Origin of the sequence: Paenibacillus albidus (assembly GCF_014644435.1) — a bacterium.
Classification (GTDB): Bacteria; Bacillota; Bacilli; order Paenibacillales; family Paenibacillaceae; genus Paenibacillus_AQ; species Paenibacillus_AQ albidus.
Genome location: NZ_BMKR01000065.1, coordinates 1 through 18,228, shown reverse-complemented (window position 1 = coordinate 18,228; position 18,228 = coordinate 1). Strand labels below are relative to the sequence as shown.

Annotated in this window: 13 protein-coding genes and 2 pseudogenes; 1 reads left to right on the top strand and 14 read right to left on the bottom strand. The window is 42.2% G+C overall.

The features are described from left to right. The 4 genes and pseudogenes from IEY53_RS33670 to IEY53_RS33655 form a co-directional block, all read right to left on the bottom strand. Positions 1-222: pseudogene (locus IEY53_RS33670) on the bottom strand (serine hydrolase domain-containing protein); the annotation flags it as partial. Positions 223-301: 79 nt separating this feature from the next. After that, entirely contained in the window at positions 302-2,356 is a 2,055-nt protein-coding gene (locus IEY53_RS33665; protein WP_189032564.1) for a serine hydrolase domain-containing protein, read from the bottom strand. A 121-nt stretch (positions 2,357-2,477) separates the two neighbouring features. Then, complete coding sequence (locus IEY53_RS33660) at positions 2,478-3,764, bottom strand: ATP-binding protein (RefSeq protein ID WP_189032562.1); 1,287 nt, start codon at positions 3,762-3,764, stop codon at positions 2,478-2,480. 1 nt (position 3,765) lies between these two features. Next, on the bottom strand, positions 3,766-4,506 hold the full coding sequence (locus IEY53_RS33655; RefSeq protein WP_189032560.1) for a LytR/AlgR family response regulator transcription factor: 741 nt from the start codon (positions 4,504-4,506) through the stop codon (positions 3,766-3,768). A 204-nt stretch (positions 4,507-4,710) separates the two neighbouring features. Between IEY53_RS33655 and IEY53_RS36350 the strand changes: the two are divergent. Beyond that, positions 4,711-4,890: pseudogene (locus IEY53_RS36350) on the top strand (IS110 family transposase); the annotation flags it as partial. A 359-nt stretch (positions 4,891-5,249) separates the two neighbouring features. Here IEY53_RS36350 and IEY53_RS33650 read toward each other — a convergent pair. From IEY53_RS33650 to IEY53_RS33605, 10 genes are all read right to left on the bottom strand, one after another. Then, positions 5,250-5,696, bottom strand: a complete 447-nt coding sequence (locus tag IEY53_RS33650; RefSeq protein ID WP_189032559.1) for an acetyltransferase — start codon at positions 5,694-5,696, stop codon at positions 5,250-5,252. A 1,317-nt stretch (positions 5,697-7,013) separates the two neighbouring features. Further along, complete coding sequence (locus IEY53_RS33645) at positions 7,014-7,742, bottom strand: copper amine oxidase (protein WP_229696515.1); 729 nt, start codon at positions 7,740-7,742, stop codon at positions 7,014-7,016. Between the two features lie 3 nt (positions 7,743-7,745). Next, positions 7,746-8,852: a sensor histidine kinase gene (locus IEY53_RS33640; protein ID WP_189032557.1), complete on the bottom strand. Its 1,107-nt coding sequence runs from the start codon at positions 8,850-8,852 to the stop codon at positions 7,746-7,748. Next, on the bottom strand, positions 8,845-9,540 hold the full coding sequence (locus tag IEY53_RS33635) for a response regulator transcription factor (protein WP_189032555.1): 696 nt from the start codon (positions 9,538-9,540) through the stop codon (positions 8,845-8,847). The genes IEY53_RS33640 and IEY53_RS33635 overlap by 8 nt, the downstream gene beginning before the upstream one ends. A 208-nt stretch (positions 9,541-9,748) precedes the next feature. Next, positions 9,749-12,541: a hypothetical protein gene (locus IEY53_RS33630; RefSeq protein ID WP_229696514.1), complete on the bottom strand. Its 2,793-nt coding sequence runs from the start codon at positions 12,539-12,541 to the stop codon at positions 9,749-9,751. 233 nt (positions 12,542-12,774) lie between these two features. After that, positions 12,775-14,115 (bottom strand): ABC transporter substrate-binding protein, encoded by a 1,341-nt coding sequence (locus IEY53_RS33625; protein WP_189032551.1) that lies wholly within the window; start codon positions 14,113-14,115, stop codon positions 12,775-12,777. 41 nt (positions 14,116-14,156) lie between these two features. Further along, the gene (locus IEY53_RS33620) at positions 14,157-15,311 is read right to left on the bottom strand and encodes an efflux RND transporter periplasmic adaptor subunit (protein ID WP_189032549.1); all 1,155 of its coding nucleotides are present in this window, start codon (positions 15,309-15,311) and stop codon (positions 14,157-14,159) included. Between the two features lie 36 nt (positions 15,312-15,347). Next, positions 15,348-16,226: a carbohydrate ABC transporter permease gene (locus IEY53_RS33615; protein WP_189032547.1), complete on the bottom strand. Its 879-nt coding sequence runs from the start codon at positions 16,224-16,226 to the stop codon at positions 15,348-15,350. A 17-nt stretch (positions 16,227-16,243) separates the two neighbouring features. After that, on the bottom strand, positions 16,244-17,110 hold the full coding sequence (locus IEY53_RS33610; RefSeq protein WP_189032545.1) for a carbohydrate ABC transporter permease: 867 nt from the start codon (positions 17,108-17,110) through the stop codon (positions 16,244-16,246). Between the two features lie 332 nt (positions 17,111-17,442). Next, the gene (locus IEY53_RS33605; protein ID WP_189032542.1) at positions 17,443-18,165 is read right to left on the bottom strand and encodes a GNAT family N-acetyltransferase; all 723 of its coding nucleotides are present in this window, start codon (positions 18,163-18,165) and stop codon (positions 17,443-17,445) included. Positions 18,166-18,228: the final 63 nt, after the last annotated feature.

The following is an 18,228-nucleotide window of genomic DNA, read 5'->3' as shown; positions in this document are numbered from 1 at the left end:
CTCAGAAGTTTTAGCAAGTATCCCCGGGAATCCAAGTTGCAATGTATCCCGCATGGCTTGCTTTACGGAATTATGATCCCGTTGAGTTTTTGTTTGTAACGAACTAGATACATTTTGAATGGGCTCTGCTTTAACAATTGAGGTTGACGATGTGTATAGCAGGGAACTTCCAGTTATTAGAAGGGCCAGAGTTGCAAATGTAATTTGACTACGTATTTTCATAAGGCATTCCTCTTCTCAATTAATATTATAAGTTTGTAATCATCTTCATAATTATTGTTTTTTTACAAAGTTGAGTCGTCTATTTATTCATCAAATTAATTTTAAATATATCGCCCTCATTACCACCAAAAACGATCATCCCACCTTCAGGTAGAACTACCGAATGATTGCTCGTTGCCTTTGAAAAGTTCACAACGATTCCATCTGCGTCATAAACGGCAAATCCTCCACTTACTGGAGTTTCAACGTTCATGACTCGATTGGCTGATTGATCATCAATTTTATACCATACAGCCTGACCACCCGATGGTATGATGCAAAACGAGTCGTTCCCTTCATAAATGGGTTGAATAGCATCTTCACTTATATAGGATTGTCCGTCGATCTTTAAATACTCTTTATGGTTCTCATTATAGAAATTCAAATCGAAAGCATCTCTTCCGTTCAAAGTAGGAATCTCAATTACATTTACTGCTTTATTCTCGTCAACAATTTTAGTGCCGGATGCGTATCCATGGTTGATATCAACGGATATATTTTTGGCCAAAAGCGATTTGCTCAAATACAACATTGAAGTTATCTTTTCATCCAAAGAGTAGTAGTTTTTTTCATTTCTATGTTCCCATATCGTTTTAGTTGACTGATTTAGAGGATTGGAATCTAATTTTTGATATTCGTAGGTTACCGCAACTGTTTGACCTAATCCTGGAGTATCCGTATAAGCGTTAAGTTTTAAATAGGTTGTTCCATTCTTCGGGCGGTCAAAGCTTATGGTTGCATTCCCATCGTTGTTTTTAAATTGTCCATTGCCCGTATATACATATTTTTGAGGCGGTATCGATCCAAATCCTAGATCGGGTAAATCAATCTCTCCGTTCTTTATCTCCAGATTTACCGTTTTACCTACGGTACCGTATAATCCAGAGTAAGCAAGCAAATCGGATGGCATGTCCACTTTCAATGGAGGTTCAAATATTTTTTTAGGTAGGATTTCTTTAATGATGCCTTTGGCTCTTATATATTCTAATAAAATATTAGATGCAAATATACTATTGTAAATACCACTACCTCCCGATGAAAGTACAGCTATAGAAATGTCATGTTCGGGTAGGGTAGTCAAAGCAGCGTGATACATATACGTATCTCCACCTTTGAATAATGCGGTTATTCCGTAATCACTAAATGGTGCTAAACGGACGGCATCCCAACCCAGGCCATAATTAATGGTGTTTGTCTCTTCAGAAACCCACACACCCTTTCTATACTCATGACTTTGCATAGCCATTGCTGACTTCTCAGATAAAATATCCGTTCGATTCCCGATTAATACTTCAGCAAACTTACTTACTTCTTCGGCCGTGGAGTAGATGCCTCCTGTCCCAATGAGATTGGCATTCTCGGTGGGTAAAGCTTGATCGATCCCGGGAAAATAAGTTTTTGTGAGTCTGTCTCTATCAAACGAATCACGTGGTGTTTGGGTAGAGGTTAATTGAAGAGGCTTGCTAATATGGGTTTCAAGAAATTCGCTGTAACTTAAACCGCTCACTCTTTCAACCAAGATTTCAAGCAGTTGAAAACCATCATTACAATATACCGAAAATTCGCCGGGGTTTGACTTTAAGTTATCTGATTGTAATTTGACCAATAATTCATCATGATTTTTCGTATCATTATCATCAAACAAAAAACTATTCCCATAGTGACTACCGTAAATTCCTGAAGAATGATTCATCAACATGCGTGGCGTAATCTCTTTATATCGTTCATCTGCCATTTTAAAGTCCTTAATGTACGTGGTTAGTGGTAGATCAATATCAACTTGATTAGAATCAGCTAGCATCATCGTTGCAGCAGACACATACGTTTTACTTACTGAGCCTATTCCAAACATCGTCTCTTTGGTTATCGGACTCTTGGTCGCTTTATCGTAGACACCAGCGCTATCCGATAAAACAATGGATCCATGATCCATAATTGCATACTGCAATCCACTTGCACCATAATCGGACACGATCTTCGAAGCCAGCTCCTGTGCCTTTTCTTTTACAGTATCATTATTCGTTAGAGCAAAAGCAGGGGTGACTGGTATTGCAAAAAGTATAGCAGTCATTACTACGGAAACCATCTTCTTCATTATTAATCCCTCCTCGTATTCCTTCTAGATGTGACTTACTGAAATCATCATACAAGGAAGAACGCTGTTAGAATGAAAAGCGCCCTGAAACGCAAAAAATAATCCCTAAACAACAGGTTGTCTAAGGATTGTTGGTATATAATGGTATTAGTGCCATATTATTAAATACTTTATGTTTCGTTTCAATGGTCATATGACCACCGTACTTGTCGCAGATTCTAGCTATGTTCGTTAATCCAATACCATGAAATTCCGGGTTTGATTTTTGGCTGTTTAAGTGGGCGACTTCATTCTCCATATTATTCATGATGTGAATGAGAAGGGTAGACTCGGTAGAATGTATTTTTATAAGAATGTACCTATCTTCTGCGATCTTCAACTTTTTAGAAGCCTCTATTGCGTTATCTAGCATATTTCCAATGACAACACATAAGTCATAACGGTCAATATGGACTTCTTGTGAACATAAGCTAAGCTTTGTATCTATTCTTATGCCATTGGCTTGTCCAATATTAAGAGTATTTGTGACAAGGGCATCTATAACTAGATTCCCTGTGTTTACCCGTTGATAAGCCCCTTCAACTTTATTTAATGTAGTCTTAATATGTTCCCTTGCTGCTGCTAACTCATTTCGCTCAATACACTCTTCAATATACAAAAACTGTTGATTCGTATCATGAATGATTCTTTTAATGGATTTAAAGCTGTGAACGACTTTTTCGTAATTCGCATCCTGATGGTCCATCTGCTGTTGCAGCTGAGCATTCTCATGCATGAATTGAAATTTATCAATGATATTATCAAAAACATAGAAAATCATAACGTTTAAGAATAGTAATACAATGACGGATATGAAAGAATAGGCGTCCTTATAAGTTAGAATATTCAGTTGGTTTATACTTACGATAGGAATAACCGAAAAAAATATGTAGTAACGATAATGCAAAGAGTAACTTCTACGTTTTGCAAGTAGTCGTATGATCTGAATGATAGCAAACATGATCATGCAACTGAGTAAAATAGCTTTTGTGTAGGCTATTTGATCATGTTCATTTACAGGCTCAAAGCTAAACTCAACTGAATATAGGGTATAAAAAATATAAAGGGATATAAAATTAACGAGAGATATTAAAACACCGTAAAACATAGAAAAAATGATCTTGTCTTTAATTTCTACTTGATAAGATTGTGCAAAACTAAATATCATGAGCAAAGGTAGAATCAAAGATAAAATAGGAGAGATGGGAATAACCAGATACAGGTAATCAAGCAACCCAAATATAATGAAATAAATGAATCGGTTATGTTTTTTAGCTGATTTATCAAACACCGAGTTGAAGAAAAAATTAATTTGAACACCCATCACAAGTACAATGCTAAAGACAATAGGAAAATTATTTTGAATCATATCAATCGACCTTCATAATCATAAATTTGGTGTAAGTATCTTTAACCTCATTAATTTTAGAACGACCTATGGGTAATTCCAACCCATTGGACATTAGAACAACTCCGCTAGAAAATTTCTTCACATGAAGCAGATTAATAATAATAGAACGATGGATTTGCAAGAAGTTACAGTCTTTTAAGGCCAAAGCATAATCTGAAATGATGCCTTTGCTTTCATAGGTTTGATTAGTGGTCGTAAAATGTAGTTTGCTTTTTATAGTTAAGCTTTTGGCAGCTTGAATACTAATGAGGTCATCATATTTTAAAACGATTTCTTCATAGGTTGACTTGATAACCATAAACTTTTTATCAAGTGCTTGAAAGTATTGGCATATCTTGATCATTTTCTCCTCCAAGATCGAAGGAGCAATGGGTTTTATCAAATACTGAAATGTCATGACATCAAAACTTTCCACCATATATTCAGGATAGCTTGTCAGAAAAATAATTTGTTCATCTAGGTTATTTAACTCTCTTATTTTTCGGGCTGTTTGAATCCCGTTTATCCCCCCCATTTCAATATCCAAAATTAAAATATGGAATGGAGTTTCATAGCGCTCATAATGGGATACCAATTGCTCTCCCGAGCCGAATAATTCAATTTCAAAATCTATATTAGTCTTTATCGACAAAGTAATCAGGATGCTTTTGACAAGCTCTCTTTGTTTTTCCACATCATCGCAAATAGCCACTCTATACAAAAATGATACACCTCTCATTTTCTATACCTTTATTCTAAAACTCCATATAAACATGATACAACCTTTTGACTTTGTATAGATAGCTTTTGGATGAAATGCAAATTAAAATCCCTCAACACCACATGAACGAATATTTCCTTGACTGCATCTTACCAATTTTCAGAGGTGTTGTGAATGTCTTTTTTATAACATCCATATGGAGTTAAGCTGCAATTCCAAGCTGTTTTAGATCAGGTATTTCCTGAATATAAGGGTGTATTTGGGGGGTTACATTCTGTTGTATCTTTGAAAACATTGTTGACGTTCCCTACCTCAGATGAAGTTCTGAGCGCTGGAGAGGAAAAATTAACAGAGATGATTGCATCTTTATGTGTACGAAGATCCTGTCCGCTTTCATTCCGCAGAATACGAAGAGCTGCGAGTCCTTATGGCAAATCGAGAGACCCTTGTTAAGCGGCTTGTAAGCGCAGTTAATCAAATCCACCGCTGGGTCGACATTGTGTTCCCTGAACTTAGACAAGTCTTTAAAATCTTAACTTGCAAAGACTCTTAGGTTGTTTCTACTCCCCGCCGATCTATCTAAATTAGAACCTAACGATGTGATTGCGGGATGGAAAAAGTCCATGAAACGACACTCAGGTGTGCGAAGGGCTAAGTTGCTCATTGAGCTTGCCAAACAAACCGTTGCTTCTAAAGAGAGGTTTTAATCGTATAACCTGCTTGATCTAGCGTTCCTCGTTAGCTTAACTTTTTATTACTAGATGAAGTAAGGGGAAAGGTCGTCCTGAACTGTCCAATTCCGATCGTCCTATCTGTACAAAACCAAACCGTTTATAGAATGTGTACGCTCCATCGTTTTGCTCATTCACATCAACCTGGAGATTGCTGCCTTTTAATTTTTCGGCATGTTTTATCAATCGACTACCTATACCCCTTCCGTGATATTTGGGATCTACGAATAGCATCTCTATCTTTGTTCCGTCAAGCCCAATAAACCCTGTCGGTTCTTCATTTTCGTTCAATTCCAACCAAATCTCAACTTCATTTAGTGCTCCGTTTTGAAGCATCTGATGATAAAATTCAATATCCTCATCAGTCAAAAATGTGTGTGTATGACACACAGCCTTGTACCAAATATCTATTAAATTATCATGATAGTTTTCTTCATATGGGACAATTTTGTTTAGCATTACTCAGCCTCCGTATTTCTAATTTGTTAAAAGATTAATCCCCTTGATAAATCTTCTTTTTACTATCATACAGAATCAAACGTGGAAAAGAGAAGCTTTTGCAAAGATAATTAATCGCCACCGTACTATCCTGCCCTTTCGTATTATGAGATCAACCAGTTCTTTCTGGTTGATCCTTGGTTATAAAGGCGTATTTGGAGCTATGTATTCCGGTGTTTCACTGCGGTTTTTAAGTGAATTCCCAACCTTCAATTTAATCATCCCTTCAAAAAATAATCATTGCGTATCTTTCAGATAACGTTATATTCACAAAGTTCATAAAATCAACTCAGAAAATATTCGAGAAACGATTGAAATATCCTGCCAGTTAGTTCAACGAGCTGCCGAAGAAGTACGGCTACCTCACTTTTTCTCCCCTTGTACCGTTTCTTCAGTGGTAATCCAGTTAGATACTTATCTAATCGATAATCGGCTCATGTTCTTGTCCTTTACGGCAATCGGGACAAGAACTTGTACCGATAAAAGAACAAAATCACCCTACGGGTGAATAACAACTCGGAGCTTACGAGGCACGGATTGTTATACAATAGGCAAGATTATCGTCATTTGGTTTGCTTAGAGCTCACATTGTTGTACACGCGCACAACTCTCGCCCATATAGCGTGGTTAGGACATGCATTGTTGACCGTGCGATTTTGCGTGGGTCCCTCTGCGGACATGATGCGATCCCTTAACGATCTATCCGCGACTGATGCGGACAGGAAATCTATTAGGGAGGATTCGGCTATTTAGCAGGACAAACGGACTGAGATTCCGCTATTGGGGAGGATTCGGCTATTCAGCAGGATAATCGGACTGAGATTCCGCTAATTGTCTATTTCCCCTCATTTTAGGATAAATCGAACGATATAACGGCCCCTGAGTCCGAATCCCCCAGGAAATCACACTTTTTCGCAAAATAGGGGCTTCTCTGTCCGCTTCACTCCGCGGATGGTGCCCAATCCCACTGCACCGCTATATCATCTGAAGGTTCCTAGATATCCACATTTTTTTACATTCTATAATTTCCTATACAACACAAAAACCGCTAAAATAGCGACTTTCAATGGGACCATGATCGTGTCCCCCGACATTAATATTTGGGAACATGTTCTCATTGGAGTATCCTGTCAGGCAACAGCTTGATCGTACTCCTGGGGAACTGTTATTGAGTTTGACAATGAATATAACCCCGTCATAAAAACATGACGGGGTTTTTAGACTTTTAATTTTGAAACGTAACTCTCCGGCGTATTGGCTGAAGTTTCTTGTTCAAGATTAATCGCTTAGATCATCGCGGTCAGTAATATGTATAACAAAAGCATACGAGGTATATCCTGTCTCCCAGACTGAATTAACTATGATGGTATAAACCCCCAGTTCCGTTGGCAGCTGTACTCGATGATTAACCGCCATCATTTCTACATACTGCTCTGTGCCGTTGCCCGAATCAAAGACGTTGAATATCTTCAATCCGTCAGGCTCCAATCCAGCCGGATAAGTTATGACAATATTTGATCCAGGCTTCACACTAACCGGCGGATACCGGGCTTCAGACACCCATTGCTCTACCGGATCGTTCACTTCCAGGCATCCATTCCAGCAAGAGCTTCCCTGCAGCAGCGGTATCTCCTGCATCCATACGGTACCATCCTTGTACTCGTTCTCATAAGCAATGGACGGAACGGGTGCCTCTATTTGTTCATCGAATGCTAAGCTTTGCTGTTTGATCGAGATTAATTCCTTGTTCACATCATAATAAATTTCGGAATGCATTTCTTCCCCTACAAGGCGAAGCGGGACGTAGACGTTTCCGTTGTAGTTAATTACAGGAAGCCTGACGTTTTTACCGTTAATCTCAAATTTCCCGGATGACAGGAAGTCAATCGAGGAGCTTGCGCCATAAGCGGCCAAGCCGATAACAGCTAACAAACCGAACCATATCCATACCCATACATTTTTCCGCAAATCGCCCTCCGCACCCCCTTCCATGGTCAGTCCTACCATTTTTTATTCAGGTATCTGCATGCCTCGCGGCAGCCGTACTTCAAAAGCTGTACGAAGCAAGCTGCTGTCGGCCGTGATCGTTCCATGATGCTGCATCACGATATTTTTCGAGATAAATAAGCCAAGGCCTGTGCTGCCCTCCCGATGAATCCGGGATTTATCGCCGGTATAAAACATGTCGAATAGATGCGGCAGTTCGTTCGGATGGATGCGGTCGCCAAAGTTGATCACCTGAACTACCGCTACTTCTGCTTCAATGAAAGCATGAATATCTACAAACTGACCGTCGTTGCCGTAACGAATCGCATTGGTCAGCAAATTTTCAAACACGCGTGCCAGCAAGTCGCCATCACCCGAAATAATCAGATGTGGAGTAACGTGCAATCGAGCCTTCAGTTTGTTTTTCTCAAAAACCGGAAGTAATTCTTCGCTTAACTGCGTCAGCAGCTCGCTTAAATCGATGGGTCGTTTTTCGACTGGCAGAATACCGTAATTCATTCTCGTGATTTCGAACAATTCGTCGATCAGCTTCTCCAGGCGCTTCGACTTCGCGAAAGCAATGCCCGTATAATGCCGAACCTGTTCTTTGGTCAATAACTCGTCCCTAAGAATGAAATCCAGATAACCGATAACGGAAGTGAGCGGCGTACGCAAATCGTGGGCCAAATTCAGTATCAGTTGATCTTTGCTGCTCTCGGCAAAATCTCCTCTCGCCACCGCTTGCTTGAGCATCTCCCCGGTCAGATTGATATCCGCCGCGATATCCCCGAATTCGTCCCGGGATGCAATCGAAACCCGCTTGTCAAAATCGCCGTTGGCGAGATGCCGAATCCCCGCAGAAATTTCATTAAAATAAGCCACATAAGGCTTCGTAAGCAGCAAGAAAAAAAAGACCGCCAACGGGATAAAAAATATCAGAAAAAAATTAATGTCCCCGACCGTTCTTATGAACAAGCGGACAAATGCCAGCGGATCCTCGAATTTAACCTGAGTCCGGTAATAATATTGCAGAATTTTGTATAGTGCGAACATGATGATGCCGGATAAGAGCATGCTTAAGCCAAAGAGTACAATCATTTTGGAGCGGAAGCTTCGTATCAAATTAGCCATTGAACGTATAGCCTACCCCCCAAACCGTTTTGATCAGCTTGTTATTGTTCGTATCTTCATGCAGCTTTTTCCGCAATGTCCGAATATGCACCATAACCGTATTGCTTGTTTCAAAGTAGGCCTCGCCCCATACGTGCTGGAATATGTTTTCCGTACTAAACACTTTTTTTGGGTAACTGGCCAGTAAGTGCAATATGTCAAATTCTTTGGGCGTCAGCTCGATCGTTTCGCCGTACAGGGTCACAATCCGCTGATCGGGGTAAATGACCACCCCTCCCGCTTCCAGCGCGGGTTTGCCGGAAATCATCGGTTGATTCATTTGCATATAACGGCGAAGGTGGGCATTCACGCGCGCGATCAGTTCCATCGGGTTGAAGGGCTTGGTCATATAATCGTCTGCGCCTCTCACCAGCCCAGCAATTTTATCAAGATCGGATGTTTTGGCGCTCAAAAAAATGATCGGCATGTGATTCCGTTCCCGAATTTGCCGGATGACTTCATAACCATCCAGCTTGGGCATCATAATATCCAGTATCGCCAGATCGCTGGAATGCGCTTGAGCTGCTTGTACCGCCTCCTGCCCGTCCGCCGCTTTAAGGACATCATAGCCTTCTTTTTTTAAGTGCAGCTCAATCAGGTCCGCAATTTCTGGCTCATCGTCCGCAATGAGAATTGTAATCCGCTTCATGGTATCCATCCTCTTCGTTCACTTTGAAACATTATTGAAACTTGAGACTACAAGCAGGAGGGTTCAGTAATTCAATCCAACAGCTTGTAAGCACCTCCCGACTATACCAGTCTAAGCGGAATATCTTAAGAATCCTTTTAGAATTCTTAAAAAGTTATTAAAGTTACAGTTGCAAACTGAAGGAAATCTACCTGTGTCTAGATAGTATTTAATCGCTATCCGACTTGTTCGCCTGATTCTCTTCATAAATAATCGGATACGACTGGCTTCCGATCAGCATTCTCCGCCCTTGGAACTCATCATACAGATTGATGCGAACTCCCCCTCCGCTTACATTTTTGCGGAAATTGTTATTCACTGTAATGGAGTATGATTTATTGCTGCCGATGGACAAATCGGTGCCGAGTGTTAACGTCTTCTCCGTGGATTGTCCGGTCGGGTCAATAATCTCCATAATGAGTTTATGTTCATATTCACCTGTCTCGTAATCGCCATTCCTGATGAGATTATAATGAATAGCGGTATTTAGCATGTCTTTCCCTTCACTAAGTCTAGCTTCTCCTCTCGTAATGGAGAGTTTATAAGGAAACAATTCCACATTCCCTAGATTCGTTGCTGGTTGGATAGCTCTAGGGCTAAGCGCTAATCCCACTGTATTGATCGATCCAATAACTTCCGTTGATTCTTCCTCCAGATCGGTCAGCTTTCCGCCTGCTACACCTTCGCCGACATACAATACAAGCTGTGAAGTATTCACATTCAGCGGAAGCTTGCTCCAAACGGTCACCAGATTTTTTCCTTTCGGGCTTGTCTTGACGGACGACTGATTGACCTCTGCCTCAAAATACTCGTTGTCCGGTGTTTTGTAGTAAGCCACCAGCTGCGCCTGCTTGGATTGACGTGTTTCCTGACTGGCCATCTCCAGTTCCGTGTATATCAAATTGGAGCTGCTGTCCTGGTAAACGGTACTCATTCGTTCACGGACCTCCGCTTTCTTGCCCGGCGTATGGATCAGATAAGAATCACTTGCAGCAACCTGGTTCACCACATTGTTGACCGCTCGGGTATTTAGCGACAGAAATCTCGTGACGTCCTCTCCAGAACTTTCCTGAAGCTCAATGCGTAATTGATTGAAATTATAGGAATAAGGCACATTGGCAAGTACATACAGCTCTATGGTTTCATTAGGCGCCAGAGCCGTCTGATCATTCGGTATCACGATTTGAGCTGTACTGCTGAGGTCTCGCATATCAGCCTTAACTTGGGCTTTGAGTTCCGGAAGCTGTACGGTTAACACTTTGGTGTTACGAATGCTGATTCGAGCTGCAATCTGATCCCCATCTCCCCAAGGCAGCCGCTGGTATGAACTCAGCTTTACGCCGAATGTGCCATGATCGTTCTCGATGATATTCTCTGAGCCCAGATGGCTTCTGCCTTCCTGAGCATAGGGGATTTTATAGTGGGCTGTCGGGAAGCTGATCTTCCCCTCCACCGCAGGCTCCGTTAATTGCAGCTGCAACATATTCTGTTTCATGTGCAATGGTATATCTGCATGGAGATCAATCAGCTTTTCTTCTAACGGCTTCAGCGTAACATTGGCAAGTGGCTTCGCATTCACCGGGATGCTGTAGCCTTCATTCGTGTGGATGGAAAGCTCATAAGCCGGCAGCTTCAATGATTTTTCATCAAGATTTTTAACTCGGAATTGTAGGCTCCATTTCCCGGTATCGTTCTCAGCATATACGGAAGCACTTTTCAACTGCGTTTCAATCATAAGGAGATTAACGGATATTTTTTTGACGGCATAATCTGCCGCAGGCACATCAGCCGTAACGGAAGGCAGCTTGAAGGTTTTTACTGGCAGCGTCATTTTTAAAGCTTCATCTTCCTGCATGAATTGCAGCGTCATATTGTCGGTTTTGAGTTTGGACGAAACCTCTGCCAGATAATAAATCGTTCGCTTCTGCCCTGGCTGAATCTTGAAGCTGGCTCCTGTATCTTCCTCAGGCACAAGGTCGAACACCGAGCCGCCGGCCGACTTCAGTTGCACTTTATATCCAGGATCACTTAGTACCTTCTTACCTCCGTTTGCATAATTGACCCCCACTCTCAAATACACTTTCCCATTATTTTTCATACGCTGCATTTTTTCTGCCTTGACCGTAACAAGCTGCTGTTTCATCATCAATATTGTGCTTTTTCCCTTAGCCACGGCGATATCCGAAGCTGCCTCAGGAAGTTTGAACGATTGCACCGGAAGATGCATTTTCAAAGTTTCGTCTTCCTGCGCCAGCTGCAGCGTCATGCCACGGGTCTTCATCGTGGAAGGAATCTCCGTCCAATAGTAGATGGTTCTGCTCTCCTGAGGCTGGAGCTTGTAGCCAGTGCTAGACGATTCAGGCAAGAGTTCAAATATCGAGCCGCCGGCCGATTTTAGATATGCTTTATATCCGGGATTGCTAAGTACCTTGGTTCCTCCATTCGAGAGTTTCATCCCCAGTTTTATATATACTTTTCCATTGATTTTATACCTCTGCACAGTATCTGCCTTGGCCGTAACTGAAAGATTATTCATCTTAATCTTAGAGCTCTTGCCTACAGGAACTACAGATGAGTACTGGGCCGGAATCGTGAAACCTCCCAGCTTTTTCTCATAAGTGGCGCTGCTAAAATCCCATCTGAATATGGAAACCTTCATTCCGTTTACCTGTACCGATCGTCCTATGTTCACATAGTACGTCACGGATTGACTGCTATTCGCAGGCACCGTTCTTTTACCAGCATCCCTCATAACTGATTTTCCTTTTACGATTGCGCCACTCGGCGTGGAAACCTTGGAAAAATAATCGATAAGATCTACTCTACTGCCACTGTTATTACTGTAACGAAGTGTGTACGTGAGAATATTCCCGTCAGGTTGAACAGAAATATTCATATCCGTCAGTTTCACACTGACGCTCTGCTTCAATGTGACCGAGCCGAGTTTATCCAGTGTGAACATAGACGCGGCTGCAGCAGATTTGGAAACAGACGAATCGGATGCGGATGTTGCGTATGTGTTAAAGACAAAAGATCGACTCAACACCACAGCGCTTAGCATCATTGCTATGCATGTCTTTTTTGGCCTGTTCATAAAAGTACCTCCCTGTATAAAATAGATTTTTATATTTGGCTTTCCCTCTTCTGTGAAATAGGAAGCAGCACACGATTGTGGGCTGCTTCCTGTCATTCTTCCTATTCGTTTAAATAAGTAGTTACCCGGTTCTGGATCAGCTTAGCCACTTCTTCTGCAGTCTTCTGTCCGCTAAAGAACGCGACGGACTCTTCTCCGGCAATGTTTAACACTTTAACATCCAGTTCCACGTATTGATCCGCGGATTGAACAATTTGTTTAAACACGGTGAATTGTTCTTCAGATACTTTTACCTGCTCCCCATTCGGAAGTGTATAATCGCCGCTTTTCACTTTTTCCTGAAGGGCATTCAGTATCTTTTCATTCACGGATTTAAGCATCGAGAACCCTTCTCTGTCTTGTATCAATTGTGCTTCTTCTGACAACAAGAAGGTCATGAACTTCCAGGCTTCATCTTTTACCGGCGATTTGGCATGGATGGCGAACAGGGAAGATGTAAAAACTCTCGCGCCTTTTTGACCTGCGGTTTCTCCCGCTTTGGGTAACAGCATGATCTTGGGATGATCAAACAACATATAAGGGCCTTCGATAAATTGAAGCGGTGACACAATCGATGTGGAGCTGAACAATTGATTGCCCGGCTTTGCCTCGTCGGATGTTATGATCTTCTCCTCATTCATTTTCATGGCTTGCTGAAGCAAATCCACAAATTCCGGAGAGTCAAACGATGCCTTTTTGGCTGAAGGCTCGACAAATGCAGCGTAGTTCTCAAAAAGCATCTCCTGAAAGAGGTATTCCGGCGGGTAGGATGCTAATGCATACATCTCGTTGGCACCGCTCTCTTTAGCCTTCCGGATCACTTCTTTCGAAACCTTCTCGAACTCCTTCCAATCCCAACTCTTATCATCGAACGCTACATTAGCGTTGCCCAGCATGTCCCCATTACCAACCAATACTTTCAAAGAGTAACCCAATGGGATGGTATACACTCCGTCATTCAGCTTCATACCGTCCACTATCTTCATTTGTAAATCGTCTTTATCGAGCGTCTGGTCCTGCTCCAGCAAATCACTCATATTTAACAGAAAACCTTTGGACACATATTCTTTGAGAGGCAGGTTGTCAACTTGAAGGATATCTACGCCTTTTCCCGATAACATCGCTGTATTCGTTGTCGTTTGATACTTATCGATTTCCCCCGGTCCCCATTGTTCACCCATGCTTTTATATGCTTGAATCTGCAAGTCGATATCCGGATGTTTCTCTTCGAATTTTTTTTCCAACGTTTGATAGAATGGATTCGACTCTCTTAGCGATAGGGTAAGAACCGTCTTTCCCTCTTTCGTTGCTGCCTTATCCGCGTTCCCGCCTTCTCCTGAGCCGCATGCAGTTAAACTCACGATTAAAGCACCCATAGAAATAAGTAAAAACCATTTTTTCATCGTATAATTTCCTCCTGATATGCTCTGGTTACAACGCCTCACTATTCCAAACGAACTCGGTTGCCGTCCTGAAGAGGTTCGCTGCTGTTCAGTATGATCTTATCTTGTTCATAGATGCTATCCGTTTGGATCATCGTTTCTTTGTCATTCCGCTCGCTGAGCTTGATGTTGACTTTTCGTGCAACAAAGACATTACCGAGTGCACCCGGCTGCTCGACGACAACAAAAACGTATATCCCTTCCCGGTCCTGATGAATAGCTTCATTAGAAACAAGCAGCCCTTGATCGAGAGAGCTTTTCTCGATGTGAATCCGAGCCTGCTCACCTCCTTTCAGCTTGGAGTTGATGAGTTTAATACGAATCCTCTTTTGAGGGACGGTTATCGTCTCGGCTCCTTCGGCTGCCCCCTCAATCATCGGTTCCGCATTGGTGATTTCTTCAATTACACCTTCCATGACACTGGCTTGCTGCTCTTTATCTGTGTGGACCTCTACCTCGATCCGCTCACCAACGGATATCCCAATGCTGGATAAGCGTTTTGCATCAGCACCGACGTCAATCCTATAGCCATGGCTGCTATTCGAGACAATGACATCCGGCTCGCCAGCAGATGCCAGTCCTTCTACCGAGTTCAGCTTTGTTACAATCCCGTCGAACGGAGCCGTCAGTACTTGATCTTTTGACAGGCGTTCTCTCATTTCATTGATCTTGCGTTCCTGCGCAGCAATATCGAGTTTCCCTTTTTCAATTTCACGTTTTGCGCTGCGCAGCTTAAGCTCATCCTCCTCAATGGAAGATTGAATAAACTGGTCCTGAAGATTCTGCTGCTCGATTCTCTGCTTTTCCAGATTCGTTATTTCAAGTTCGATTTCTTGTCTTGCTGTTGAGTTGTCATAAGCGATAAGCTTCTGTCCCTTCTTCACACGTTCACCTTCTTTTACGTGAATCTGCTGAACCTTCCAGTCGTTTGAACTGGATAGTTTAGCTTCGGCCATCGGCTGAAGTATTCCGCTTCCCGCGATCGATAGCTCAATGCCTCCCTGTTTCGGCTGTTCCGTGGTCACCTTGGGCAAGGTTAACGACTGCAGCGTGTTACTGAACAATGTAAACAGCACCAGCACCCCCATAAAACACATGAACACGATTTGAAGGATTCGCTTTCGTCTTTGGTCAGCCAACCCTTTTCCAAGCTCCATATCCTTTCTTCCCCTCCTAAAACCCGCCCTAATAAGTTAACCCTTAACACCTGACAATTGAATGCCCTCTATGAAATACGACTCCGCATACAGAAATAACATTACCATCGGGGCCATATAGAGCATGGATGCAGCAAAGGCAATCCCCCGGTCGCTATCATTAATCCTGGATAAAAAGACGGACAGCGGCTGCTTAAACGGGTCGTCCAAAAAAATAAGCGGCTGCTCCACCATGTTCCAATAATCAACGAACAGCAAGATCACAAGTGCGGCCAATCCCGGCTTGATCATCGGAACAATCATCGTTATAAAAATCCGCAAATGTCCGGCACCGTCTATTTTCGCAGCTTCAATGTAGGCATAGGGAATGTCCAGCATGAACTGTCTGAGCATAAATACGCCAAAAGCTGCGAAAATGCCAGGAACAATGATGGCGCCCGTACTATTCAGCATTCCAAGCTTATCGACCATAATATAGTTGGGTACAAGCGTGACTTGGAACGGCATGAGCATCGTCATAACATAGACCAAAAACATCGAATCCCGGCCGCGGAATTTCAGCTTGGAGAATGCATAAGCAGCCAGTGCTGCGACGAGTGTCTGACCCACAATAATCGGCATCACCATGAACACAGAGTTCCAGAACATCGTCAGATACTTCGGGTTGTCAATGAAAACCTTCCCATACTGTGCAAAAGACACCTTGTCCGGAATCAGTTTCAGATTTGCAAAAGAACCATCTCTACCTGGAATCATTTCTTTCATTTGACCGATGAGACCGTAATTGATCTGAATCTCCAGTTCTGTCATCAATGAATTTGTGAATGTAATCACAATGGGAGATATTAAGATCATAGCAATAACACCCAAGACAAACGTTAAAGCACTTTTTTTCAATATGTGGGCTACTCGCACAGACTTTGCTCCACCTCCTATTCCATGTACTGCCGATGCCGGCGCTCAATCGCAAACAGCACTAGTACAATCAGTAAAATACAGAGAAACATCAGGGTTGCCGCTGCAGTCAGCTTCTGAATGTCGAGTGACACGAACATATTGTTCATATAATGCTGCATCATATAAATGCTGTTATGGGGGTAATCACCTGCGATCAGATACGTTTCACGGAACACTTTGAATGAATTGATAATGGACATGATCACAACAAAAAACATTGTGGAAGTCAGATAGACCAGAGTAATACTTCGGAATTGCCGTAAACGACCAGCCCCCTCAATCCGGGCCGTTTCGTAGTAATCCTTCGGAATTTGCTGTAGTCCCGCCAGGAATAAAATGACGTTGTAACCCATGTTCTTCCATAGGTACACAATGATTACGACCCAACGTGCCGATTCCGTCTTCATCCAGTCCACTCGTTCATATCCGAAGCTGTTCAGCCAGGCGTTCAGGGAGCCGTTCCAATCAAACAGCAGCTGCCAGATCATGATGATGGAGGCGACGGGCACAACAAGCGGCATAACATAAGCTGTACGTAGCCATTTTTGAAAATATGTATTTTTATTCAGCAGCATCGCTAACCCGAGTGACAGCATGACCATAAGCGGAACACTGACCGCGCTGAAGTAAAACGTATTGGATACCGCCTTGCGGAAGGAACCACTTTCAAGCAGTTCCAGGTAATTAGCGAATCCCACAAAATCGCCGCCCACCGATTGGCTCATAACGGAATAATACATACCCATGGCAAACGGGATAAGATAAAAGAGTGTAAATCCGATACCGCTTGGCACGAGAAAAAACATGGCCGCCGAAGCATCCTTACGGAGCCATTTTTTCATGATTGACTGATCCTTCCTTTCTCAGTAAGTTTAGACCTCCATCCTGGCCTGTTACTCTTTCCAATGCATTTAGAATAGATAAGATTGCTTAAGAAAAAAGTGGGGAAATATTAAAAATTCCTAAAATATTGAAGTGATTAAGCGATTTCGTTACAAACAAAAGTGGTACAACAAAAAGCACCTGAAAGTATCAGGTGCTTTATTCGTGTATTTCAAAGTTATGTTGATTATCAAGCCCGTTAGTTGAGAAAACGGCAACCGATCTTGGACGGTTGCCGTCGTAAGTATATTCAGCTAACGTTTCTCGTTAGTTGAAGCTTCTTGAGATACAATTACTGTTCAAGTCCTTCAAAATTGCATCGCCAATCAGACACCCATGCGGGAAAATACCCTAATCGTTGAGCTACTCTCTGTGAAGCAATGTTACTGGTGATTACGTCATAACTCGGTATCTCTCCACGTTCCAATATTTCAAAAGTTAACTTGTTTACAAGATAACTAGCCAATCCCAAATTACGATATTTGGGTAATACTTCTATCCCAATTTGCCACAGTTTTGCACAGGTTTTGCTTGCTCCTGCCACACCAACAATTTCCCCGTCTTGCTTTGTAAGCACAGCTAGATCAGTCTGCCAGGGAAGATTCGTATCATAAATAATAGCTTCATTGAATCTTGTGACATCAAATAGACTGACCACTTCTTCTCGCTTAATCAGCTCAAATGAAAAAAATTTTGGTGGTGCCATTGGCTTTATTCTTTTTACATCAGGCAGAAAATGCAAGTAAAGACCTCTGATAAATGGCAAGGAGAATACGGTATCCCTGTCTTTGCCCTGCATCTGTGTTTTGGCAATTAACAACCGTTCGGATGTAGCCGATACTACAATTGATTTCCCCATAGACACAATTTCGAAATAACGCGCCTTCCTCGGAAATGGCCTGCATCCAGGATTTTCTTTAGCTTCAACAAAAATAATGCTGTCCCTCTCGCCGTTCAGGTCATCGATAGAGCAATTCAGGTCAATTGCAAGTTGTGATTGCACAATGAACAGCATTTCTTTCGTATTATTAGGTCAACCGGAAAACTTCTGGTTGGCCTATTTCTGTAGGTGTTTTAA

What these genes read in the sequence shown, in the direction of transcription:
- IEY53_RS33665 (WP_189032564.1), bottom strand. Translation starts at nt 2,356, where the DNA reads ATGAAGAAGATGGTTTCCGTAGTAATGACTGCTATACTTTTTGCAATA.
- IEY53_RS33660 (WP_189032562.1), bottom strand. Translation starts at nt 3,764, where the DNA reads ATGATTCAAAATAATTTTCCTATTGTCTTTAGCATTGTACTTGTGATG.
- IEY53_RS33650 (WP_189032559.1), bottom strand. Translation starts at nt 5,696, where the DNA reads ATGCTAAACAAAATTGTCCCATATGAAGAAAACTATCATGATAATTTA.
- IEY53_RS33645 (WP_229696515.1), bottom strand. Translation starts at nt 7,742, where the DNA reads ATGGTAGGACTGACCATGGAAGGGGGTGCGGAGGGCGATTTGCGGAAA.
- IEY53_RS33640 (WP_189032557.1), bottom strand. Translation starts at nt 8,852, where the DNA reads ATGGCTAATTTGATACGAAGCTTCCGCTCCAAAATGATTGTACTCTTT.
- IEY53_RS33635 (WP_189032555.1), bottom strand. Translation starts at nt 9,540, where the DNA reads ATGAAGCGGATTACAATTCTCATTGCGGACGATGAGCCAGAAATTGCG.
- IEY53_RS33630 (WP_229696514.1), bottom strand. Translation starts at nt 12,541, where the DNA reads ATGTTCACACTGGATAAACTCGGCTCGGTCACATTGAAGCAGAGCGTC.
- IEY53_RS33625 (WP_189032551.1), bottom strand. Translation starts at nt 14,115, where the DNA reads ATGAAAAAATGGTTTTTACTTATTTCTATGGGTGCTTTAATCGTGAGT.
- IEY53_RS33620 (WP_189032549.1), bottom strand. Translation starts at nt 15,311, where the DNA reads ATGGAGCTTGGAAAAGGGTTGGCTGACCAAAGACGAAAGCGAATCCTT.
- IEY53_RS33610 (WP_189032545.1), bottom strand. Translation starts at nt 17,110, where the DNA reads ATGAAAAAATGGCTCCGTAAGGATGCTTCGGCGGCCATGTTTTTTCTC.
- IEY53_RS33605 (WP_189032542.1), bottom strand. Translation starts at nt 18,165, where the DNA reads ATGCTGTTCATTGTGCAATCACAACTTGCAATTGACCTGAATTGCTCT.